The sequence below is a fragment of the Actinosynnema sp. NPDC002837 genome, from assembly GCF_040295345.1.
Taxonomy (GTDB): Bacteria; Actinomycetota; Actinomycetes; order Mycobacteriales; family Pseudonocardiaceae; genus Actinosynnema.
Genome location: NZ_JBEOVG010000054.1, coordinates 15,985 through 37,875, shown reverse-complemented (window position 1 = coordinate 37,875; position 21,891 = coordinate 15,985). Strand labels below are relative to the sequence as shown.

25 protein-coding genes are annotated in these 21,891 nt (G+C 72.4%); 16 read left to right on the top strand and 9 right to left on the bottom strand.

Annotation, left to right across the window (positions count from 1 at the left end; translation table 11 throughout):
• Positions 1–27 precede the first annotated feature (27 nt).
• The 4 genes from ABTZ99_RS29530 to ABTZ99_RS29515 all read left to right on the top strand — a co-directional run bounded on the left by ABTZ99_RS29530 (position 28) and on the right by ABTZ99_RS29515 (position 4,101).
• Positions 28–849: a carbohydrate ABC transporter permease gene (locus tag ABTZ99_RS29530; RefSeq protein WP_498772767.1), complete on the top strand. Its 822-nt coding sequence runs from the start codon at positions 28–30 to the stop codon at positions 847–849.
• A complete protein-coding gene (locus ABTZ99_RS29525) occupies positions 846–1,664 on the top strand; it encodes a carbohydrate ABC transporter permease (protein ID WP_499615773.1) in 819 nt (272 codons plus the stop codon). Before ABTZ99_RS29530 ends, ABTZ99_RS29525 begins: the two co-directional genes overlap by 4 nt.
• 24 nt (positions 1,665–1,688) lie before the next feature.
• Complete coding sequence (locus ABTZ99_RS29520) at positions 1,689–2,717, top strand: endo-1,4-beta-xylanase (protein ID WP_498772763.1); 1,029 nt, start codon at positions 1,689–1,691, stop codon at positions 2,715–2,717.
• A gap of 340 nt (positions 2,718–3,057) precedes the next feature.
• The gene (locus ABTZ99_RS29515) at positions 3,058–4,101 is read left to right on the top strand and encodes a LacI family DNA-binding transcriptional regulator (RefSeq protein ID WP_230570671.1); all 1,044 of its coding nucleotides are present in this window, start codon (positions 3,058–3,060) and stop codon (positions 4,099–4,101) included.
• A 10-nt stretch (positions 4,102–4,111) separates the two neighbouring features.
• Here the strand turns inward: ABTZ99_RS29515 and ABTZ99_RS29510 are convergent, their stop codons facing one another.
• Both ABTZ99_RS29510 and ABTZ99_RS29505 read right to left on the bottom strand, forming a co-directional pair.
• Positions 4,112–4,657, bottom strand: a complete 546-nt coding sequence (locus tag ABTZ99_RS29510) for a hypothetical protein (RefSeq protein ID WP_498772761.1) — start codon at positions 4,655–4,657, stop codon at positions 4,112–4,114.
• Positions 4,657–5,844, bottom strand: a complete 1,188-nt coding sequence (locus ABTZ99_RS29505) for a lytic polysaccharide monooxygenase (protein ID WP_499615769.1) — start codon at positions 5,842–5,844, stop codon at positions 4,657–4,659. The genes ABTZ99_RS29510 and ABTZ99_RS29505 overlap by 1 nt, the downstream gene beginning before the upstream one ends.
• Positions 5,845–6,079: 235 nt before the next feature.
• On the opposite strand from ABTZ99_RS29505, the gene ABTZ99_RS29500 reads away from it, so the two are divergent.
• Positions 6,080–6,973 (top strand): PfkB family carbohydrate kinase, encoded by an 894-nt coding sequence (locus ABTZ99_RS29500; protein ID WP_499615766.1) that lies wholly within the window; start codon positions 6,080–6,082, stop codon positions 6,971–6,973.
• On the opposite strand, the gene ABTZ99_RS29495 is transcribed toward ABTZ99_RS29500, so the two are convergent.
• Complete coding sequence (locus ABTZ99_RS29495; protein WP_498772755.1) at positions 6,950–7,489, bottom strand: Scr1 family TA system antitoxin-like transcriptional regulator; 540 nt, start codon at positions 7,487–7,489, stop codon at positions 6,950–6,952. The genes ABTZ99_RS29500 and ABTZ99_RS29495 overlap by 24 nt on opposite strands.
• 146 nt (positions 7,490–7,635) lie before the next feature.
• Between ABTZ99_RS29495 and ABTZ99_RS29490 the strand changes: the two genes are divergently transcribed.
• The 4 genes from ABTZ99_RS29490 to ABTZ99_RS29475 all read left to right on the top strand — a co-directional run bounded on the left by ABTZ99_RS29490 (position 7,636) and on the right by ABTZ99_RS29475 (position 10,583).
• Positions 7,636–8,511, top strand: coding sequence for a helix-turn-helix domain-containing protein (locus ABTZ99_RS29490; protein WP_498772753.1), 876 nt, complete (start codon positions 7,636–7,638; stop codon positions 8,509–8,511).
• Positions 8,511–8,873, top strand: a complete 363-nt coding sequence (locus ABTZ99_RS29485; protein WP_498772751.1) for a DUF397 domain-containing protein — start codon at positions 8,511–8,513, stop codon at positions 8,871–8,873. Before ABTZ99_RS29490 ends, ABTZ99_RS29485 begins: the two co-directional genes overlap by 1 nt.
• Positions 8,874–9,062: 189 nt before the next feature.
• A complete protein-coding gene (locus ABTZ99_RS29480) occupies positions 9,063–10,067 on the top strand; it encodes a C40 family peptidase (protein WP_499615761.1) in 1,005 nt (334 codons plus the stop codon).
• A gap of 168 nt (positions 10,068–10,235) precedes the next feature.
• Positions 10,236–10,583, top strand: a complete 348-nt coding sequence (locus tag ABTZ99_RS29475) for an STAS domain-containing protein (protein ID WP_498772748.1) — start codon at positions 10,236–10,238, stop codon at positions 10,581–10,583.
• 12 nt (positions 10,584–10,595) lie between these two features.
• On the opposite strand, the gene ABTZ99_RS29470 is transcribed toward ABTZ99_RS29475, so the two are convergent.
• From ABTZ99_RS29470 to ABTZ99_RS29460, 3 genes are all read right to left on the bottom strand, one after another.
• Complete coding sequence (locus tag ABTZ99_RS29470) at positions 10,596–11,360, bottom strand: ATP-binding protein (RefSeq protein ID WP_498772746.1); 765 nt, start codon at positions 11,358–11,360, stop codon at positions 10,596–10,598.
• A gap of 83 nt (positions 11,361–11,443) precedes the next feature.
• Positions 11,444–12,316: a sunset domain-containing protein gene (locus tag ABTZ99_RS29465; RefSeq protein ID WP_499615757.1), complete on the bottom strand. Its 873-nt coding sequence runs from the start codon at positions 12,314–12,316 to the stop codon at positions 11,444–11,446.
• Between the two features lie 200 nt (positions 12,317–12,516).
• Positions 12,517–13,164, bottom strand: coding sequence for a hypothetical protein (locus ABTZ99_RS29460; RefSeq protein ID WP_230570660.1), 648 nt, complete (start codon positions 13,162–13,164; stop codon positions 12,517–12,519).
• Between the two features lie 116 nt (positions 13,165–13,280).
• On the opposite strand from ABTZ99_RS29460, the gene ABTZ99_RS29455 reads away from it, so the two are divergent.
• Positions 13,281–13,625: an ArsR/SmtB family transcription factor gene (locus tag ABTZ99_RS29455; RefSeq protein ID WP_053716034.1), complete on the top strand. Its 345-nt coding sequence runs from the start codon at positions 13,281–13,283 to the stop codon at positions 13,623–13,625.
• On the top strand, positions 13,622–14,239 hold the full coding sequence (locus tag ABTZ99_RS29450) for an SRPBCC domain-containing protein (protein WP_498772742.1): 618 nt from the start codon (positions 13,622–13,624) through the stop codon (positions 14,237–14,239). Before ABTZ99_RS29455 ends, ABTZ99_RS29450 begins: the two co-directional genes overlap by 4 nt.
• A 4-nt stretch (positions 14,240–14,243) precedes the next feature.
• On the opposite strand, the gene ABTZ99_RS29445 is transcribed toward ABTZ99_RS29450, so the two are convergent.
• Entirely contained in the window at positions 14,244–14,384 is a 141-nt protein-coding gene (locus ABTZ99_RS29445; RefSeq protein ID WP_498772740.1) for a hypothetical protein, read from the bottom strand.
• The gene (locus ABTZ99_RS29440) at positions 14,381–14,761 is read right to left on the bottom strand and encodes a hypothetical protein (protein WP_498772738.1); all 381 of its coding nucleotides are present in this window, start codon (positions 14,759–14,761) and stop codon (positions 14,381–14,383) included. The genes ABTZ99_RS29445 and ABTZ99_RS29440 overlap by 4 nt, the downstream gene beginning before the upstream one ends.
• Positions 14,762–14,877: 116 nt before the next feature.
• Between ABTZ99_RS29440 and ABTZ99_RS29435 the strand changes: the two genes are divergently transcribed.
• Positions 14,878–15,198 carry a DUF3140 domain-containing protein gene (locus tag ABTZ99_RS29435; RefSeq protein WP_498772736.1) on the top strand — a complete coding sequence of 107 codons (321 nt, stop codon included), beginning with the start codon at positions 14,878–14,880 and terminating at the stop codon, positions 15,196–15,198.
• Between the two features lie 3 nt (positions 15,199–15,201).
• Here the strand turns inward: ABTZ99_RS29435 and ABTZ99_RS29430 are convergent, their stop codons facing one another.
• Positions 15,202–16,509, bottom strand: a complete 1,308-nt coding sequence (locus ABTZ99_RS29430; protein WP_498772734.1) for an NAD(P)/FAD-dependent oxidoreductase — start codon at positions 16,507–16,509, stop codon at positions 15,202–15,204.
• Between the two features lie 71 nt (positions 16,510–16,580).
• Here ABTZ99_RS29430 and ABTZ99_RS29425 point away from each other — a divergent pair, with 71 nt between their 5' ends.
• The 4 genes from ABTZ99_RS29425 to ABTZ99_RS29410 all read left to right on the top strand — a co-directional run bounded on the left by ABTZ99_RS29425 (position 16,581) and on the right by ABTZ99_RS29410 (position 21,532).
• On the top strand, positions 16,581–17,297 hold the full coding sequence (locus ABTZ99_RS29425; RefSeq protein ID WP_498772732.1) for a beta-phosphoglucomutase family hydrolase: 717 nt from the start codon (positions 16,581–16,583) through the stop codon (positions 17,295–17,297).
• 23 nt (positions 17,298–17,320) lie between these two features.
• Positions 17,321–19,705, top strand: a complete 2,385-nt coding sequence (locus ABTZ99_RS29420; RefSeq protein ID WP_498772833.1) for a glycoside hydrolase family 65 protein — start codon at positions 17,321–17,323, stop codon at positions 19,703–19,705.
• Between the two features lie 348 nt (positions 19,706–20,053).
• The gene (locus ABTZ99_RS29415; RefSeq protein ID WP_499615752.1) at positions 20,054–20,224 is read left to right on the top strand and encodes a hypothetical protein; all 171 of its coding nucleotides are present in this window, start codon (positions 20,054–20,056) and stop codon (positions 20,222–20,224) included.
• Between the two features lie 87 nt (positions 20,225–20,311).
• The gene (locus ABTZ99_RS29410; RefSeq protein ID WP_499615750.1) at positions 20,312–21,532 is read left to right on the top strand and encodes an ABC transporter substrate-binding protein; all 1,221 of its coding nucleotides are present in this window, start codon (positions 20,312–20,314) and stop codon (positions 21,530–21,532) included.
• The last annotated feature ends 359 nt before the right edge of the window (positions 21,533–21,891 follow it).

Genomic DNA, 21,891 nt, shown 5'->3' with positions numbered 1-21,891 from the left:
TCCCAGCGGCCTTCGGCCTGGTATGCCGTGCCGGCGTTCGGATTCTTCGCCCTGTTCGCCGTGTTGCCCATGCTGCTCGTGATCTACCTGAGCTTCACCGCTTGGGACGGTCTGGGCACACCGGCGCTCAACGGGGGCGAGAACTGGTCCCGGCTGCTCGAGGACAGCGAGGCGCGTGCCTCGGTGTGGCGGACCCTGGTGCTGATGGTCGTGTCGTGGCTCGTCCAGACCCCGATCGCGTTGCTGATCGGGGTCTGGGCGGCCGGCAAGCAGCGGTCACGGGCGGTGCTCAGCTCGATCTTCTTCCTGCCGCTGCTGCTGTCCACGGCCGCCATCGCGTTGTTGTGGCAGGCGCTGCTCGAGCCGAACTTCGGCGCGTTCGTCGACGGACCGCTGTTCCTGGGCGACCCCGACATCGCGCTCTACACGGTGGTGCTCGTGATCTCGTGGCAGTTCATCCCGTTCCACACCCTGCTCTACCAAGGTGCGGCCCGGGCGGTGCCCGCCTCGCTGTACGAGGCGGCGACCATCGACGGCGCGTCACGGGTGAGCAAGTTCCGGCACATCACGCTGCCGCAGCTGCGGTACACGATCGTCACGTCGTCGGTGCTGATGCTGGTCGGCTCGCTGACGACGTTCGACACCGTGCTGATCCTCACCAACGGCGGACCGGGCACCGCGACCCGCATCCTGCCGCTGCACATGTACATCACCGGCTTCAGCGGGTTCGAGATGGGCTACGCGAGCGCGATCGCGGTCGTGCTGGTCGTCCTGGGCACCGCGCTGTCGCTGGCGGTCATGCGCTGGAGCGGGTTCCGCCAGATGAGCAGCCAGCAGGAGGGGTCGTGAACTCTCGTCCCAACTGGCCCGCCGGGATCTTCGCCCTGGTGTGGCTGGCGATCGTCGTCGGGCCGCTGCTCTACCTGGTCACGGTGTCGCTGCGCTCCCGCGCCGAGTACCTCGGCAAGAGCGTGTGGGAGATGCCGGACGCGTTGTCGCTGGACAACTACGTCACCGTGCTGACCGGCGGCTTCGGCCAGTACCTGCTGAACAACGTGATCGTGACCGTCGCGACGGTGGCGATCGTGGTGCTGGTGGCCGTGCCCGCCGCGTACGCGGTGGTCCGCAACACCAGCCCGTTCGTGCAGCGCGGCTTCACCCTGCTCCTCATGGGCCTGGCGATCCCCGCGCAGGCCACGATCATCCCGGTGTACCTGATGATCACGCGGATGCAGCTGTACGACACGTTGACCGCGATCATCCTGCCGACGGCGGCGTTCGCGCTGCCGGTGGCGATGCTCGTGCTGGTCAACAGCCTGCGCGACGTGCCGCGTGAGCTGTACGAGGCGCAGGCCATCGACGGCGCGGGCCCGATGCGGGTGCTGGTGTCGCTGGTCCTGCCGCTGGCGCGGCCGGCGATCATGACCGTCGTCGTCTACACCGCGCTCAACGCGTGGAACGGGTTCCTCTTCCCCTTGGTGCTCACCCAGTCGGAATCGTCGCGGGTGCTCACCCTCGGGTTGTGGGACTTCCAGGGGCAGTTCGGCACGAACGTGCCCGCGCTGCTCGCGGCCGTGACGTTGTCCGTGCTGCCGATCTTCGTGGTGTACCTGGTCGGACGGCGGTTCCTGCTCAGCGGCCTCACGGCCGGTTTCGGCAAGTAGTCCGACCCGACTGGAGGGACGCTCATGCCCGACGGCGCGCCCGTTCCGGTCGCGGGTTCCGCCGCCGCCGCACCCGCGGCGGCGGTGGACCCGGCGCTCCGGCAGCTCGCGGCCCCGCACGGCCTCGCGTTCGGCACCGCCGTGAACCTCGCGGCGCTGGCCGAGGACGACGTCTACCGCGAGTGGGTGGCGACGCAGTTCGACAGCGTCACCGCCGAGAACGCCATGAAGTGGGAGGCGCTGGAGCCGACCCGCGGGCACTACGAGTGGGGTCCGGCCGACGCGCTGGTCGCGTTCGCCCGGGCCAACGGGCAGGGTGTGCGCGGCCACACGCTGGTCTGGCACAACCAGAACCCGGCGTGGCTGGCGGACGTGCCCGCGGACGAGCTCGGGGCCGTGCTGAAGGCGCACGTCCAGACCACCATGCGCCACTTCAGGGGCCACGTCCGGCAGTGGGACGTGGTGAACGAGGTGGTCGAGGAGGACGGGACGCTGCGCGACACCGTCTGGTTGCGGGCGCTCGGCCCCGGTTACATCGCGGACGCGTTCCGGTGGGCGCACGAGGCCGACCCGGACGCGCTGCTGTTCTACAACGACTACGACATCGAGGACGTCAACGCCAAGAGCGACGGCGTGTACGACCTCGTGCGCGAGCTGAAGCGGCAGGACGTGCCGATCCACGGCGTCGGCGTGCAGGGCCACTGCTCGGTGGAGCAGCCGCCGACGACGCTTGCGGAGAACCTGGGGCGGTTTGACGCCCTCGGGGTGCACACCGCGGTGACGGAAGCCGACGTGCGGATGGCCATGCCGCCCGATCCGGCGAAGCTGCGGGCCCAGGCGGACGTGTACCGCTCGCTGCTGCGGGCGTGCCTGCTGACGCCGGGCTGCCTGTCGTTCACGGTCTGGGGGTACGCGGACAGGTACTCCTGGGTGCCCGGGTGGTTCGAGGGTGCTGGTGCGGCCTGCATCCTCGACGAGAACTTCGCCGCCAAGCCCGCTCACCGGGCCCTGCGCGAGGACCTCTTGTCCGGCGGCGCACGCCACCGGAGCTGACCCGACCGGCTCGGGCCCGCCACACCTCTCCCAGCGGGCCCGAGCCTTCCCACCGTCGAACCCGGCTGCCTGAGCGTTCGACACGCGCGACGGGTACCCGGGTTGAGCGGTCAGGACGACGCCGGTTGGGCCGTTCGGGCTCCGTTTCCGGGCCGGCCGGGTGCCACGTTGCGCTAACCTCGACGGTGCGGCTGGGTGGGCGCAACCGGATATTCGACAGTTTCGATTCAAACGTCGAATGTTTCGAACGTGTTACGGACACTCCAAGTGACGAACAACCCACCACCGCTCCCCCGCGTCTAGCGGCCGGAACTGGGCGGGGCTGCCGTAGACTGCCCCCATGCCGACCAAAGCCGACCCGTCACCCTCGGATGGCACAGCCTCGGGCAAGATCACCATTGCCGCCATCGCGGCGGAGGCCGGGGTCTCGGTTCCGACTGTTTCGAAGGTAATGAACGGCCGCGCCGACGTCGCGCCGCACACCCGGGAACGGGTCGAGGCGATCATCCGACGGCACGGCTACCAGAGGCGGGCGGACGAACGGTCGCGGCGGTCCAACCTGGTGGAACTGATGTTCCACGAGCTGGAGAGCGCCTGGGCGCTGGAGATCATCCGGGGCGCCGAGCAGGTCGCCGCCGAGCAGGGCCTCGCCCTCGTGCTGTCGGAGTCGCAGGGCAGGCTCACCCCCGGCCACGGCTGGCTCGAAGGCGTCATCGCGCGCAAGCCCCTCGCGGTGATCTCCGTCTTCTCCGACCTCACGTCCTCGCAGCTGGCGAAGCTCCGCGCGCGGGACATCCCGGTCGTCGTGGTCGACCCGATCGGCGAACCCCAGCTGGAGACGCCCTCCATAGGAGCCACCAACTGGAACGGCGGCCTCACCGCCACCCGCCACCTGATCGAGCTCGGCCACCGCCGCATCGCCATGATCGGCGGCCCGGAGCGGGTCCTGTGCAGCCGCGCCCGCGTGGACGGCTACCGCGCCGCGCTGGAGACCGCCGGCCTGGCCTACGACCCGAACCTGGTCCGGTACGGCGACTTCCACGTCGAGTCCGGGCGCGCCCAGTTCGCGCCGCTGCTCGACCTGCCGGACCCGCCCACGGCGGTCTTCGCGGGGTCGGACCTGCAAGCCCTCGGCGTCTACGAGGCGGCACGCGCGGCCGGCCTGCGCATCCCCGAAGACCTCAGCGTCATCGGCTTCGACGACCTCCCGGTCGCGCAATGGGTGGGCCCGCCGCTGACCACGGTCCGGCAGCCGCTGCAGGACATGGCCGCGGCGGGCACCCGTCTCGCCATCACGTTGGCACGTGGTGAAGAGCCCGAACACCGCCGAATCGAGCTTGCCACCACGCTGGTGGTGCGTCAGAGCACCGCCGCGCCACGCTGACGAGCCGCCTCTAGTGGTGGTGGCCCGGCTTCTGGACGTAGGTGCACCCCTCCGCCTCCGCGGGCAGGGTGTGCCCCACCTCCTCGCCGGGTCCCACCGGTGTGCAACGCAGTTCGTGCAGTCCCAGCAGCTCCAGGCCGAGCGTGCCGCTCAACGCGAAGCCGTTGCCGAACCCGAAGTCCGGGTTGTCCGACACCTCGCCGCCGGCCATCGCGCCCTGCCACGCGCGCTGGAAGTCCGGCAGCTTCTCGCGCTGGAACACCACCAGCCCGAGCCGCTGGTACGGCCCCGCCTCGCACGTCGCCCACTCCGCCACGTACGGCGCGTAGAGCCTCGCCCGCAGCGGACCGACGAACTCGGCGAACTCCTCCATCGTCCGAGGCACCACCTCGTCGCACTGCCCGGTCTTCTCCCGCACCCACTCCCCGACCGCCGCCGGGGTGCCCAGCGGCGGGCCGAGGGCGTTGGAGCCCAGACCGGGGGAGTCGGTCGCCGCCGAGGAGCAGGCGACCGACCCCACCAGGAGCGCGACCAGGGCCGCGCACCGACCCAACATCAGGCCGCGGCGCAGGAAGCGCCGTTGAGGGCGAACGAGGTCGGGTTCGCGGGCGTCCCCTGCGACGTGCCGTTGAACCCGAAGCTCACCGTCTGGCCCGGCTGGATGTTCTGGTTCCAGCTGGCGCCCTTCGCGGTGGCCTTGCCCGCCGCGACGGCCACCTCGGCCGACCACGCCTGGGTGATCCCCTGACCCGAGGGGACGTCCCAGACCAGTTGCCACGCGCTGACCGCGCTGCTGCCCGTGTTCTTCACCGACACGTTGGCGGTGAAGCCGCCGGACCACGAGCTGGGCACGCTGTAGGTCACGGCGCAGGCGCCCGGCGTCGTGCCGCCGCCCGTACTGGTCCGCACCGACACCGCGATCGACGGCGACGAGGTGTTGCCCGCCGCGTCCCGCGCCACCACGTAGAACTGGTAGGCCGTGTCCGCGCTCAGACCGGTGACCGTGGCCGTGGTGCCCGAGGTCGTCGCGACCGAGACGTCGGTCGCGCCCGCCTCGCGGTACACGGTGTAGCCGCTGACGCCGGTGTTGTCCGAGGCCGCGGGCCAGCTCAACGACACCGAGTCCGCCGTCGCGGTCGCGGTGGGCGTGCCCGGCGCCGTCGGCGCCTGGGTGTCACCGCCGCCGCCACCGGTGAAGTTCACGTCCGAGCAGCTGTAGAACGCCTCCGGGCTGTCGCTGCGCTGCCAGATCGAGTAGATGATGTGGCGGCCGGACTTGTTGGGCAGGGTGCCGTTCCACGAGTACTCGCCGCTGCCCAGCGGCGGGTTGGTGATGCTGTCGAACGGCGCGGGCTCCAGGTCCGACCACTTCAGCGGCTGCGTCACGTCGAAGCCGTCGCGGGTCACGTACTGGTCCCAGCGACCCGGGTGGGGAGCCCAGGCATTGTACTTGAAGTTGATCGACGCGCCCGCCCGCAGGGTCGTCACCGGCCAGTCGCTGCGGGCCAGGTTGTAGGCGTCGTACTTGGTCGTGGGCCCGCACAGGTCGCCGTCGGCGATGATCTCGCGGTGCTTGCCGGCGGCCTGGCTGATCAGGTTGCCGTACCAGTCCCACAGCGGCTGCTTCCCACCGAGCTGCACCGCGGCGACGCACGCCGGGTTCGTCGGGTTCAGGTCGCCGCCGCCGCTGCCCGCCCTGCCGTCCTCGTAGCAGGCGTAGGTGCGGCTTGGGGGGTACGTCATCGACCCGTGCGCCACCGCTACGCCGCTCTGGACGAAGACGCTGGTCACACCGACGATACCGAGCGCGGCAACCGCCAACGCCCCAAAGCGCTTGAGTCGCAAGGACCTTCTCCTTCAGATCGACGGTGATCTGTGAACCACAGGACTGGGAGCGCTCCCAGAATTACGATCGCATTACCGGTGACGCCACGTCAACGACCCGTTTCAACTGGTGGCCACCGGGTACCGCTCGACCATGCGGATCGCGGTGGTCGGTCAGATAGCCCGTGACCTGGTCTTGGTGGTGCCCGCGGTGCCCGGATCCGGTGGCCGCGCGAGCGTGCTGGAACGTCGCGAAATGCTCGGCGGGAAGGGCGCGAACATCGCCCGGGGCACGAGGCAGCTCGGCGCAACGGCCGCGCTGGTCGGCGTCGTCGGGGACGACCGGGAGGGCCGTCTGCTGGTCGAGCGGCTCGGCGCGGACGGCGTAGCGACGGCCGCCGTGGTGTGCCGCGAGGGCGTCCGGACGGCGCTGATGGTGGACGTCGTGTGCGACGGCGGGTACCGGTACCTGGAGGACGTCCCCGGGCCGACGCTGGTGACGCCGGAGGACGTGCGGGCCGCGTCGGCGATGCTGGGCGGCGCGGACGCGGTGATCGTGCAGTTGCAGCAGCCGGCCGACGCGGCGCTGGCGGCGGCCCGCGCGGCGAACGGGCTGGTCGTGCTGGACGGCGCACCGGACGGGCGGGTGGCCGAGCTCCTGGCCGCGGCGGACGTGGTGCGGGCCGACCACCGCGAGGCGGAGGCGTTGACCGGGCGGTCCATCACCGGGACGGACGCGGCCCTCCGGGCGGGACGCGAGCTGCTCGCCAGGGGCCCGTCGGTGGTGGCGCTGGAGGTGCCGGGCGAGGCGAACGTGCTGATGTGGGACGGGGACTCGGCGGTGATCGCGTTGACCGACGAGGAGGTCGTGGACACGACCGGCGGCGGCGACGCGTTCGTGGCGGCCCTGACCGTGGCGCTGGTGCGGGGTGACGACCCGGGTGACGCGGGTCGGCTCGCGACGGCCGCCGCCGGTCGCGCGGTTGGCCACCCCGGCGGGCGGACGGACCTCACCGGGCTCGCGCTAGGCGCGCGCCAGTTCGGCTAGGCGTCGGAAGAACTCCTGCGCCGACCGGAGGTGGCTCGGGTCGTCGGTGAACATCGCGCGGTGCAGGTAGGCGTAGAACACCACGGCCGGGCCGTCCGCGAGGACGAACCGGGTCACCGGGTGCTCGACGCCGGGGCAGTGGCCCGCGCCGGGCCGGATCACGCGGACCGTGACGTCGGCGCGGTCGACGGTGACGCCCTCCAGGACGTAGGCCGTGCAGCGGTCGGCGTCCAGCCGTGCGAGGGACGGGTGCACGCCCAGCGGCGCGAAGACGTCGATCCGCTCGGCGGCGCGGCACAGCACGTTGATCACGCTCGTCGCCTCGGCGCCCCAGGCGCACCACATCGTCGGGTCCGGCGCCGGCGCGGCGGCCACGCCGTCCTCCAGCCGCTGGATCCGCTGCGGGCACTGCTGGGTGCGCGCGGCGAGTTCGGCCACGGTCAGGCCGGCGGCTTCGCGGACCCGGCGCAGCTCCCGGCCGAGCAGGCGGCCACGGAGCGTGGGCTGGTGGTCCATCAGGTCATCACCTCGAACCGCGAGACACTTCTCGTGCTTGACCTGAAGCTATATTGATAATTATCCCGGTGTCGATTCATCGGACGGGTGCGGTGTCGCTACTCTCGGTATCGCTCCGGACCACCAGATCCGACGGGACGAAGGACATGGGCGACGACGCCCCGATCTCCAGCACGGTGCAGGCGTGGGAACTCGGGCTGAGGCTCCGGGAGCACCGGGAACGGCTCGGGCTCACGGCGGCGGCGGTCGGCAGGACGACGGGGATCGGCGGCACGAACCTGTCCGCGATCGAGTCCGGCAAGCGCCGGCTCACGGCCGCGAAACTCGGCGACCTGGCCGACGCCTACGAGCTGGCCGACGACGAACGCGCCGGGCTCGAAGCGCTGCGGGCGCGGACCGAGCGGCGGGAGTGGTGGTACGACTACGCCCGGCTCTACTCGGACGAGTTCCTGCGGTTGCTGGGGTTGGAGGCGGGCGCGGACAAGGTCTTCGAGTACGCGCCGGACATCATCCCGGGACTGCTCCAGACCGCCGACTACGCGCGGGCGGTGGTGCGGGCGGGCACGCCGTACATCCGGCCCGTCGACGTCGGCCCGAGGTTGGAGACGCGGCTGGCGCGGCAGGGCCGCCTGGACGGCGACGACCCGTTGCGGCTCGACGTCGTGCTGGGCGAGGCCGCGTTGCGGCAACTCGTCGGCGACGCCGGTGTCATGCGGCGGCAACTGGCGCACCTGCTGGACGTCCTGGACCGCAAGGGCGGTCACGTCCGGCTGCGGGTCATCCCCTTCGCGGCGGGGGCGCACCCCTTGCTCGGCGCGGCGTTGAAGATCCTTTCCTTTCGCTCCAACAGGCTCGGCGACCTGATGTACCAGGAGACAGCGATCAGCGGTGTCATCATCGACAAGCGCCAAGTGATACTCGAGTCGACGGCGAGCTTCGCGGAGACGTTCGACCGCGCGCTCGACGACCGCGACTCGCGCGGGTTCATCGACGCGGTCTACCACGAGATGGAGCGGTTCTGATGCCTCACAACCCCTCGGCCACCTGGTTCAAGAGCAGCTTCAGCACGGCGTCGGGCGACTGCGTCGAGGTCCGGTTCGACGGCGACGTGGTCCAGGTGCGCGACACCAAGGACCAGGGCGCCGGACCGGTGCTCACCGTGGACGCCCCGGCGTGGGACGACTTCCTCCGCCAGTTGGTGGCGGGTTCGGTCGAGGCGGACGGCGCGTTGACGGTGCTGCCCGCGCCGCGCGGCGGCGCGATCCTCCGCGCACGTGACGGTGATGCGGCCCTGCGCTACACGCGCGGCGAGTGGGAGATGTTCATGCGCGGCGTGCGGGCGGGCGAGTTCACCCACTCCGCCGTCGTCGCGCGGGCGAGCTGACCTTCTTCGCGCCGGGTCGGTCCGAGACCGTCGGACCGCAGCGGGCGAAGAGCGATGGCGGACGTCCCCGGAACCGGCTGAAGTGGACCCCTTATGGACTGGCTCCGACGGGTTCCGTAACCTGTCCGAGACCCTGGGCGGGTGTAACCCGTTCGGGGCCCAGCCGGCTCAAGGAGGATTGCGCGAACCGTGGCGTCGAAATCCGCTCAGCGCACCGTCCGCGCAGCCCTGACGGCCACGGCCGTCTCCGCGCTGCTCGGCGCCGCCCTGCCACTCCCCCAAGCCGCCGCCGACCCGGAGACGCCGTCCAACGCCTCCGAGGCGTTGAAGAAGTACAACGACCTCTCCCACCAGGCCGAGGCGCTGAACGAAGAGCACCTGCGCGCGCAGGAGACGCTGGCCAACGCCCAGGGCTCGCTCGACCAGGCCAACCGCGACATCGCCACGGCCCAGCAGGCGCAGGAAGCGCTGCGCGGCCAGGTCGACCTGCTCACCGAGGCCTCCTTCGAGGGCGCCCGGTTCGGCCAGCTGTCCGCGTTGCTGGTCAGCGACTCGCAGCAGGACTTCCTCAACCGCATGTCCGCGCTCGGCGTGCTGGCGGGCGACAACGCCGAAGCCCTGCAAGGGCTCAGCGACGCCGTCGACCTGGCCAACGACGCCGCCCGCCGCGCGAACGAGGCCGCCGACGCGGCGAACAAGGCCATCGCGGACATCGACCAGCGCAAGGCCGCGCTGGACGGGCAGATCACCGAAGCCCGCGAGGCCTACCGCTCGTTGAGCTCGGCGGAGCGGGCGGCGTTGAACAACGCGGGCGACATGGGCCCGATCCCCGTCCCGGCGGGCAAGGCAGGCGAGGCGCTGGCGTTCGCGCTGGCCCAGCGCGGCAAGGACTACGTGTACGGCTCGAACGGCCCGAACACCTGGGACTGCTCCAGCCTCATGCAGGCGGCGTACCGGTCGGTCGGCATCGCGATCCCGCGCACCACCTACGGCCAGGCCACCATCGGCCGGTCGGTGTCGCGCAACGACGTCAAGGCCGGCGACCTGATCATCTACTACTCCGGCCAGACGCACGTGGCGATGGCGATCGACGGCATCCGCGCCGTGCACGCGTCCACCGAGGGCGTGCCGGTGAAGGTGCAGGACATCGAGTCCATCGGGCCCGTGAACGTCATCCGGCGCGTGGTCGGCTGAGCCCACCACGACGGCCGGCCCCGAGAACGCCTTCGGGGTGGCGGGTCGTGGTCGGGTCGGGTCGGAGGAGTTGCACCGGTCCTGACGGGCGCTCACAGTTCTCCTGGGCCTAGGCTGAACGCGGTTGAGCAGGCAGCCGCACTCTGCCGACCACACCCAGGGGTGGACATGGACGATTTCACCGACGCCGTCACGCTCACGGCGCGCGAGGTGTCCGCGGGCGTGGTGGTGGTCGCCGTGGCCGGTGAGCTCGACATGGCGACGGCGCCGGGCGTGGAGGAGTACGTCCGGCACCGGCTCGGCGACGCGAGCCGGGTCCTCGTGCTCGACCTCTCCGGGGTGACGTTCCTCGGGTCGACCGGCATCAACCTGCTGATCGCACTGCGGTCGGCGTGCGAGTCGGTCGGCACGGCGCTGCGGTTGGTCGCGACGACGAAGGTCGTGCTGCACCCGTTGGAGCTGACGGACCTCGTCGACCACTTCACGATCGTGACGGCGGTGAGCGAGGCGAGCTGACGGGCTCGGCGTTCAGTCGCCGAGGACGGCCCAGACGACCTTGCCGCCGTGCGGCCACGGGTAGCAGCCCCACGTGCGGCTCAGCGACGACACGATCGTGAGGCCCCAGCCGCCGGAGCGCGGGGGTTCGGCCTTCGGCTCCTGGGGCGGGTCGGGGCTCTCGTCGCGGACCGCGACGGTCAGCCGGTGGCCCCGCAGTTCCACGCGCAGCACCGGTGCGGAGCGGGCGTGGCGGACGGCGTTCTCGACGAGCTCGGTGGCGATGGTGACCGCGTCGTGGACGAAGTGGGTGACGTCCCGGCGTTGGCACGCCTCGCGCACGAAGTGCCTCGCCAGCAGGCCGCTGAGCAGCGAGTGGGGCAGCTGCGTCTCGTCGCGCGTGCGTTCGGACGGTAGTTCGACGGCGGCCAGGGCGGCGTTCAGCGCGGTGAACCGGGGCACGGCGCCCGTGTCGCCGGTCGCCAGCGCGCGGCGGTGGCCGGGCGACTCGCCGACCAGCATCACCGGCACGCCCGGCCACTCCGACACGCGCAGACCCACCGTGGTGAAGACCGACATGAAGGCGGGCGTGGCGCACTCGAAGCCGTCGTCGAGCCGCACGATCACGGCGGTGGGCTCGTCCACGGCGCACTTGAGCAGCCCGTCGCGCAGTTCGCGATAGGTGGTCAGGTCGAGCCGACCGGTCGGACGGACCACCGCCGCGCCGTCGACGTCCGTGCGGTGGAGCGCGAGCGCGGCCACGTCGCCGGCTCCCCGCCCACCATCTCGCGTTGGCATCAGGTCACCCCGATCGGTGAATACCCGAGCGGTGTAACGCTATTCGCCTGATCGCGACGCACGAGTGGTCCGGACGGCCTACCTCAGCGCGCGGGCGAGGCGACCTTCGGCTTCGGGGTCCACTGGGTGTAGCCGGCGCGCTCGGCCTCGGCGACCGAGTTGAAGGTGACGTCGCCCTTCATGCGCTTGTAGTACGGCGAGTCGGGGGTGTGGAAGATCATCGACTTGGAGTTCGCCTTGACCTCCAGGACCACCTCGGCGACCTCCTCAGCGACCACGGGTGCGGCGACTGACGCGGGCGCGGCGATGGGGTCTGCGGCGGCGGCTTCCTCGACCGGCTCCTCGACCGCGACGGGCGCGGCTTCCTCGGCGGGCTGCTCGCCGGCGACGGGCGCGGTTTCCCCGGCGGGCTCCTCGACCGCGACAGGCTCCGCAACGGCGACGGGCTCGGCAACGGCCGCAGGCGACTCGACCGCGACGGGCTCTTCGACCGGCTGGCCGACCTCGGGCTCGGCCTCGACCTCGGGCTCGGACTTGGCGGCGGGTTCCTCGGTGACGGGTTCCTCGGCGGCCTGAGGCGCTGCGGCTTCCGCGGCGATCTCGGGCTCCTGCGCGGACTTCGGTGCCGAAACGGTCTCGGGTTCTTCGACGGCCTCGGGCTCGACCGCCTCGGGAGCCTTGGCGGGCGCGGGCTCCTCGGCGACCTCGGTGGCCTTGGCGGGCTCCGGGGTGGTTTCGGCGGCCGGGATCGCAGCGGCGGCAGTGTCAGCGGTGTCCGTGGCGTCAGCGGCAGCGGTGGTGGTGGCGGCGGGAGTGTCGGTGGTCGCCTTGGGGGCGGATGGCTGGTTCAGTTGGGCGCGCAGGTCGCGGATGGTGGGGTCGAGGCGCAGCCAGACGACGGCCGCGCCGGCCAGGAATGCCGCCACGCACAGGATGATGGTGAACAACCAGGACACTGCCAACTCCTACGGCCACAGCTTGCGGAACAGGGACGTCGACCGGACGCGTCACGACAGGCCGCGCGCAGCTCGGTCCGCGAGCAGGGCGTCACGGGCGTTGCCACCCGAAGTCACGACGCCACACCACCAGCTCGACCCGAAAGCACACGACCCGTCGGCCGAATTCACCGTGTCGGGTACCACAGACTAAGGACGCGTCAAGCGGCGTTCGGCAGCACCCCCTGCCTGCAGCCGCACCGACTGCACACGGGGTGCGCGGGCAGCCGCACGTCGGCCAGCAGTTTGCGGGCGTCGTCGAACGTCGGAACCCGCTGCCCCGGCACCAACAACCCGTCCAGCACCTCCTGCCGCCGCCGCGCCAACTCGCGCGACCGCTCGACCGGGTCCTTCAGCCGCGCCCGCACCCGCTCCCGCGACTGCTCGCGCGCCAGGCTGCCCGCCGTGCTCAGCGGCCGCCGGGCGCGCGGCTCGGTCAAGCGGGCGTTGCGCCGGTTGATGCGCCACCAGGCGCCCAGCGTCATGCCCGCCACCGGGGGGCGCGCACGCCGCGCGCCCCCCTGCCACCACGACCTCAGCCGCGCACGGAGGAAGTCGTGCGCTACCTGGTCGCGGCTCCTCGGGCTGCCCTGCCTGGTGCCGTCAGGCCTGCGGTCGACCGCCGCCAGCAGGGCATCGACGCTCCACCCCTCGGCGAACCAGGGCTCGACGACCCGGCGCACGGCGGCGCGGTGGGCATCGGGCCAGGTCGCACGCAGGCAGAGCGCCTCGACCGCCGTGTCGATCTCGGCGTCGGTCTCGGGGATGACACGGCCGGGCCACTGACGGGGATCTAGTCGAACTCGCATCGCATGGCTCCCTTCGAACGCGTACCGAACATCCGTTCGAGATAGTGCCACCGACCACCGACAATTCCTGAGCCTTAGATTTGACTTATATAAGCCCAGGCTGAAAGATGCTGGTCGTGCACGCGTTCGACGTCCTCGGCGACCCGGTCCGTCGCCGCATCTTGGAGCTGCTCGCCGACGGCGAGCAGACCTCCGGCGCGGTCACGGAGGTGGTCCGCCGGGAGTTCGGCATCTCGCAACCCGCGGTCTCCCAGCACCTGCGGGTGCTGCGCGAGAACGGCTTCGCCCGCGTCCGCGCCGAAGGCACCCGACGCCTCTACGCGGTGGACGACCAGGGCCTGCGCGAGGTGGACGAGTGGCTCGACCGGTTCCGCCGGTTCTGGAGCGGGCACCTCGACGCGCTGGCCACCGAACTCGCGCGCGGCAAGCGCGAGAGGCGACTCAAGGAGGAACAACAGTGATCGACATCGCCGACCAGCTCAAGGCCATCCACCGGGAGGTGGGCGCGGGCTCGGACGAGACGATCGGCGTGCTGCTGCGACGCACGTACGACGCGGCGGCGGCGGACGTGTGGGACGCGCTCACCGACCCGGACCGGCTCAAGCGCTGGTTCCTGCCGGTCAGCGGCGACCTGCGGGAGGGCGGGAGCTTCCAGGTGGAGCACAACGCGAGCGGCACCGTCCTCACCTGCGCGCCGCCGAAGCTGCTGCGGCTGACGTGGGGCGCCGACACCAGCATCGTCGAGCTGCGCCTGACCGAGGACGGCGACGAGCGCACGACGGTCGAGCTGGAGCACACGGTGCCCAAGGCGATGGCGGGCAGCGGCGCGGGCGCGCTGTACGTCGGCCCCGGCTGGGACGGCGCGTTCCTCGGCCTCGGCCTGTACCTCGCGGGCGAGGTGAGCGACGACTTCGACCCGGTCGCCGCCGCCAACGCGCCGGAGACCCAGCGGTTCAACGCCGGGTCCATCGACGCGTGGACGGCGGTCGTCCGCGAGTCGGGCACCGCCTCGGAGGAGGAGCTGGCCGGGGCGGTCGCGGTGGCGAAGGGGCAGTACACGCCGGACGTCGGCTGACGCCCTACGGCTCGGAGACCTCGGCTTCGACGGCGTCCAGCGTCGCCTCGATCCCGTCGAAGCCGGGGTCCGCGGGCGGCGCGCCCTCCGCACGGCACCCGGCCACCGCGAACAGCAGCACGACCGCTGCCGCCAGGACCCTCACTTCACACCGCAGTGCGACGCCTGGAACTCGTCCACCCGGCGCTGCGCGTCACCGAGCCTGGTCAGCTGCCCCTCGCGCCGCTCCAGCCGCCGTTCCAACCGCTCGGCACGGGCGGTGTTGCCCGCGTCGCGCGCCTGCTGCGCCTGCGCCCGCAGCCACGCCGTCGACCCGGCCACCTCCGGCCCGCCGTTGATGCGCGTGGTGATCCGGGTGACGCGCTCCTCGATCCGCGGCGCCCGCTTCTCGCACAGCTGCTTCACCTGGTCGGGGCTGATCGTGATGGGCGCGTAGCTGCTCTCCTGAGCCGCCGCGACCCCGGCCGAGCAGAGCCCGAACGCGGCGGTGACGACGACGGCGAGGCGAATCGGTGTCTTCATGACGACCACGATCGCCGGTCGCGGTGTGGAGCGCGTGCGGCGAATGTTCGGATCGCGCAAAGGTCGCGCCGACGGCCCGCGTTTCACCCTCCGCCGCAGCGGCAACCCTCTCCCCCATGACCGACAGCTTGTGGGACGACTTCCACCGCGTGGTGAACATGACCTCGCACGAACTGGAGGACTGGCTGCGCACCCGCTCGGCCGACGAGGACAGCGAGACCGTGCCCGACCAGGCGGGCACGCCGACCGGCCAGGACGTGCTGCGCGTCCTGCGCAAGCGGCGCACGGACCTGACCACCGAGGACGTCAAGGTGATGCAGAAGGTCGTGGACCGGGTGCGGGAGCAGCGGCGCGACGACCTGGAACCGACGGCGGGCGAGGCGCACTGGAGGCACCGGCTGATGTCCATCGGCCACGACCCGCTCAAGCCGGCTTGAGCCTCACCCCCGGTTGGCGGCGCCGGCTTTCTCGGCGTCCCCCAGCCGCACGCCCGCCTCGGGGACCAGCCCGAACTGGACGACCTGGCGGCGGGCGAGGAGGTCGGTGAGCCAGTCGACGGCGACCCGCAGCCGGTTGCCGGGCATCGCCAGCAGGTGGTAGCCGCGCGCCACCGCCTTCGCGGGCAGGCCGGTCAACGGGACGTGCAGCGGGTTGGCCACCGCCTGCGCGCCGGCCAGGTCGACCACGAACCCCAGGTCGCGGTGCCGGTAGGTGCCCACCGGGCCGTGGCCGAGGGAGGCCGCGACGTTGCGCCCGGCGAGCTTTCCCTGGCGCTGCGCGTGCTGCGCGGTCATCGGCGTCGGCTTCCCGCCGTTGAACACGTCCGGCACCGCCGCCACGTCACCGGCGGCGAACACGTGCGGGTGCGTCGGCACGGCGAGCGTGGGGTCGACCACCACCCGCCCCTTCACCGTGGCCAGCGAGACCGAGCCCACCAACGGGTCGGGCCGCACGCCGACGCACCACACGAGCGTGCGCGTCGGGATCCGGCTGCCGTCGGTCAGCTTCGCGCAGTCCGCGGTGACCTCCTCGACGCTGGTCCCCAGCCGCACGTCCACGCCGCGCGACCGCAGCACCCGCGCGGCGGGCCCGGACAGCCGCTCGTCCAGCCCCGGCAGCACGCGCGGCGCCAGGTCCACCAGCACCCACTTCACCTCGGACTCCGCCAACCCGCTGCGCCCGCGCAACGCCGAGCGGGTCAGCTGGAGGCCCTGCGCCACCAGCTCCGTGCCCGTGTACCCGGCGCCGACCACGACGAACGTCGCCCGCGCCGCCCGCTCGGCCGGGTCGTCGGCCTGCTCGGCCAGCTCGACCTGCCGCAGCACGTGGTCGCGCAGGAACACGGCTTCGGCGACCGACTTGAACCCGAACGCGTGCTCGGCCACGCCCGGGATCGACATCAACCGGGTGACCGAGCCCGCCGTCAGCACGAGCCGGTCCCACTCCAGGACCTGCTCTCGCCCTTCGACGTCGACGGCCGTGCACGTGCGCGCGGCCAGGTCGAGCGCGGTGGCGTGCGCCTGCACCAACCGCGTGCGCGGCAGCTTGGGCCGCAGCGGCACGGCCACCCGGCGCGGGTCGAGCGAACCGCCCGCGACCTCCGGCAACAGCGGCACGTAGAGCATGTAGTCGGTGGGGTTGACCGCCACCAGGTCGGCGGCGTCGGCCGGGAGCACGCGCTCCAGCGCGCGCAGGCAGTGGTAGCCCGCGAAGCCCGTTCCGACGACCAGCACGCGCGGCTTGCCCATGGCTCGATCCCTCCGCCGGTGTCCACTCCGCCAGCGGGTACCCCGGACGGAGAAGGGGTAGACAACTGGGCATGGCCCTGGGACTGCCCGACGCGATCACCGCCTGCCTCTTCGACCTCGACGGCGTGCTGACGAGCACGGCCGTGCTGCACCGCCGCGCGTGGCGGCGCACGTTCGACGACTTCCTGCGCCCGCACGGCGAGCCGCCGTTCGCCGAATCGGACTACCTCAAGTACGTGGACGGCCGGCCGCGCTACGACGGCGTGCGCGAGTTCCTGGCCTCGCGCGGCATCACGCTGCCCGAGGGCGAGCCGGACGACCCGCCGGACGCCGACACCGTGCACGGCGTCGGCAACCGCAAGAACGCCCTGCTGGAGGCGATCATCCGGCACGAGGGCGTGTCGCCCTACGCGGGCACGGTGCCCTACCTGCGCGCGGTCGAGGCCGAGGGGCTGGGCATCGGCGTGGTGACCTCGTCGGCGAACGCGCGCAAGGTCCTCGACGCGGCCGGCCTCAGCCCGTTCGTCCAGGCTTTGGTGGACGGCGTGGTGATCAGCCGCGACGGGCTCAAGGGCAAGCCCGCGCCGGACTCCTTCCTGGCGGGCGCGCGCCTGCTCGGCGTGAGCCCGGAGCACGCCGCCGTGTTCGAGGACGCGCTGGCGGGCGTGGCCGCCGGGCGCGCGGGCGGGTTCGGGCACGTGGTGGGCGTGGACCGGACCGGGCAGCGGGAGGCGCTGCGCGCGCACGGCGCGGACGTCGTGGTCGAGGACCTGGCGGAGCTGCTGTGACCGGTTGGGAGATCCACCCCTGGATGGTGCGCTGGGACGGCCTCGCGGTCGACCAGCTGCGCCGGACCGAGTCGGTGTTCGCGCTGTCCAACGGGCACCTCGGGCTGCGCGGCACGCTGGACGAGGGCGAGCCGCGCGGGCTGCCCGGCACCTACCTCAACGGCTTCTACGAGGAGCACGCGCTGCCGTACGGCGAATCCGGCTACGGCTACCCCGAGGCGGGCGAGACGGTCGTCAACGTCACCGACGGCAAGGTGATCCGGCTGCTGGTCGAGGACGAGCCGCTGGACATGCGCTACGGCCGGGCGCACGCGCACCAGCGGGAGCTGGACTTCCGCACCGGCACGCTGCGCCGCTGCACGGAGTGGGAGTCGCCGACCGGCCGCCGGGTGACCGTGCGCAGCGAACGGCTGGTGTCGCTGACCCAGCGGGCCGTCGCGGCGATCCACTACGAGGTCGTGCCGGCCGAGGACCTGCAGCTGGTGGTGCAGTCGGACCTGCTGGCCAACGAGCCGGTCGAGAACGAGGGCGACGACCCGCGGGTGGCCGCGGCGCTGAACGAGCCGCTGGTGGCGGACTTCGCGCACGCCGAGGACTACCGGGCCGTGCTGGCGCACCACGCGCGCAACTCCGGGCTGCGGATGGCCGCCGCGATGGACCACGAGCTCGACGTCGAGGACGGCGTGCGCACGGAGATCCGCGCCGAGGGCGACCTGGCCCGCTTCACCGCGGCCGTGGACGTGCCGGCGGGCGGGCGCCTGCGGCTGGTGAAGTACCTGGGTTACGGCTGGTCCGCGCAACGGTCGGTGCCCGCGCTGCGCGCGCAGGTGGAGGCGGCGTTGGCGGGCGCGCGGCAGACCGGCTGGGAGGGCCTGCTGACCGAGCAGCGGCGGTTCCTGGACGACTTCTGGGAGGTCGCGGACATCGAGCTGCACGGCGACGACGAGCTGCAGCAGGCGCTGCGGTTCGCGCTGTTCCACATCATGCAGGCGGCGGTGCGCGGCGAGACGAGGGCGATCCCCGGCAAGGGGCTGACCGGGCCGGGGTACGACGGGCACGCGTTCTGGGACACCGAGATGTTCGTGCTGCCCGTGCTGGCCTACACCGTGCCGGAGGCGGCGCGGGACGCGTTGCGGTGGCGGCACTCGACGTTGGGCAAGGCGCGCGAGCGGGCCCGCGTGCTCGGCCAGCTCGGCGCGGCGTTCCCGTGGCGGTCGATCAGCGGCGCGGAGTGCTCGGCGTACTGGCCTGCGAGCACGGCCGCGTTCCACGTCAACGGCGACGTCGCGCACGCCGTGGCGCAGTACGTGAACGCGACCGACGACCGGGCGTTCGAACGCGAGTGCGGCGCGGAGATCCTGGTCGAGACCGCGCGGCTGTGGACGTCGCTGGGGCACCACGACCAGCACGGCGGGTTCCGCATCGACGGCGTGACCGGGCCGGACGAGTACTCGGCCGTGGTCGACAACAACGTCTACACCAACCTCATCGCGCAGAAGAACCTGCGCGGCGCGGCGGACGCGTGCGACCGGTGCCCGGACGTGGTCGAGCGCCTGGAGGTCACCGCCGACGAGGTGCGGGGCTGGCGCGAGGCCGCCGACAAGATGCTGGTCCCGTTCGACGAGCTGCTCGACGTGCACCAGCAGAACGAGGGGTTCACCTCGCACGCCGAGTGGGACTTCGAGGCCACCGACCCCGACGAGTACCCGCTGCTGCTCAACCGGCCGTACTTCGACCTGTACCGCAAGCAGGTGGTCAAGCAGGCCGACCTGGTGCTGGCCATGCACGTGCGCGGCGACGCGTTCACGCCCGCGCAGAAGGCCCGCAACTTCGCCTACTACGAGCCGCGGACGGTGCGTGACTCGTCGTTGTCGGCCGGCACGCAGGCGGTGCTGGCCGCCGAGGTCGGCGCGGTGCGGCTGGCCTACGACTACCTGGCCGAGGCGGCGTTCACCGACCTGCACGACCTGCACCGCAACGTCCACAACGGACTGCACATGGCCTCGCTCGCGGGCGCGTGGATCGCGCTGGTGGCGGGCTTCGGCGGCATGCGCGACCACGACGGGGAACTGGCGTTCGCGCCGCGCCTGCCGCCGGGGCTGACCCGGATGGCGTTCCGCATGTCGTTCCGCGGCACCCGGCTCGCGGTGGAGGTCGAGGAGGGCTCGGTCACCTACCGGATCGTCGCGGGGGACACCCTGCGCGCGAGCCACCACGGCGAGCCGATCGTGGTGCAGCCGGGCGCGCCGGTCACGATGTCCACACCGGACCCGCCCGAGCCGCCCGAGCTGAGCCAGCCGCCGCACCGCGCGCCCGCCCGGAGGTCGCCCTCGGTCCGCGGGTCGTTCACAGTCGTTCCGGGGGATCCCGGAACGGAAACCACGGCGTCGCAACAAGATCGACGATGAGGTGCCCGGCCGGACTCTTGGGGGGAGGGGAGCCCGGCCGGGACTTGTCAGGCGGCCGACTGGGGGGGCGGCGGCCGCCTACGGCCTCATCGTAGGGGCGGGTACCCCTGTTACCGGGGTTCAATCACGGATTCCGATGGCAGTGGCGTGATCCGCGTCATCACCGCGCCCGCACGACCGCGCGCCGAACCGTCCACGATCGCCCGGCAGCACCGGTGACCAGCGCGAACGATCTCCGCAACCACCGGCGCGGCACCGCGCCGCCCGCCGGTCCGCCCCAGGCGGGAGGTAACCCACAGGAGTGAGAGGGGCAGCGCCGCGGGCCTCAGCCGGACAGGATTCCCGAACGTGAGCTCAACACCGATCTACGACGAGTTGGCGGCCACGTACCTCGCCGACCTCATCCCCACGCCCGGCGAGCCCGTCGAGCCGGAGCCACCGGGCGGGCAGGCGCCCGCGCCCGCGCCCGCCACCGGAACGACCGACCGGCCGCAGCCGCGCCCCCGGCCGAAGGTCTGAACCACCTCCGATCTTGACACCGCCTCACGCAGCGGAGTAGGACGAGCGCAGCCCGTAAAGGTCGCCTACCCCGAAGGGTGGAGCGGAATGCGTGGACGAGCGCTGCTCCTGGCAGCGATCCTGGTCACCGCCGGTGCGTGCAACGCAGAGCAGACCGAGACCCCCGACCAGGTGACACTCACCTGGTGGGACTACCTCAACCACTCCCCCATGGCGAACCAGGCCGTGGACAACCTCCTGACCCGTTACCGGCAGGAACACCCCGACGTGCGGATCGAGCGCACCTCCCTGCCCTACCCCGAGTTCCGGGCCAAGCTCGCCGAAGCGACCGCGTCCGGCGTGTTCCCCGACATCGCCGCGGTCGACTCCACCGACCTGCCGCGGCTGGCCGAGGGCAGCGCCCTGGCCGACCTCACCGATCGCTTCGACCGGTGGGACCTGGGGGACGAGTTCCTCGCGCCGGTGCGGGAGAGCGTCACCCACGGCGGACGCGTGCACGGCGTGCCGCTGCGCAGCACCACCACCGCGCTGGTCTACGACCGGGACCACTTCGCCGCGGCCGGCCTCACCGACCCGCCGACGACGTGGGAGGAGCTGCGGACCGCCGCGAAGGCCCTGACCACGGCCGACCGGGCCGGCCTGTGCTTCGGCGGTAAGGACGACGACCTGACCGTCACGTTCCTGCCGCTGCTGTGGCAGGCGGGCGGTGACGTCGACGGGATCGGCGACCAGGCGTCGCTCGACGCCCTCGCCCACCTGGACGGCCTGGTGAACACCGACCGCAGCACGCCGGCGGAGGTGCTCGGCTGGACGGACGCCGACGCGCGGCAGCGGTTCGCCGAGGGCCGGTGCGCGATGGCGATCACCGGGCCGGCCGCGATCCCCGACCTCAACCAGGCGGGGCTGGACTGGGCGGCGGCGCCGTTGCCGGAGGGGGCGGCGGGCGGCGCGGGCCAGCTCGGGGGCGAGGCGTGGGTGATCGGCCGCAGCGGTCGGGTCGACGAGGCGTGGGACGTGCTGACGTGGCTGGCCGAGCACCCGGACAACGTCACCGAGTTCGGCGGCGGCCTCGGCGCGCTGCCCAACCGCGCGGACACCCTGGACGACCTGGCCTGGCAGTGGGACCCGAACGTGGTCGGCTTCACCGGCGGGCTGCGGGAGGCGCGGACGCGCACCGCGTACGGCGCGCGGTACCCGGAAATCTCACGCGCCCTCGCCACCATGGCCACGCGGGTGCTCACCGGGGAGCGCCGACCCGATCAGGCGACGGCCGAAGCCAGGGCGGAGATCGACCGGCTGCCGCGCTAGGTCGCGCCGCCGGGCGTCCCGGTGCTGGTCGCACGCCGAACGCGCTGACCGTGACCCGGCGATTAGCCGTAATGCCGGAACGTGGTCGGCGATATGACCCATAGGGGGAAGACGCGGGGGGCGAGGATGAGCCGAACGGGCGCGGGTAACCCCAGGTCATGCGGAACGAGGCGGCCGTGCGCGAACGGCGGACAGGGAAGAAGGCCGGGCAGCGGCCCGAGGCCGGCGAGCGGACGTTCAGCCGGGCGCAGCTGCTCGCGCTCGTGGTCGGCCTGCTCCAGGTCGTCTCGGCCTCCATCCCGTTCCTCCCCATGGGCGACGGCGCCATCCACACCCTGTACGTGTGCACGGGGCTGGCG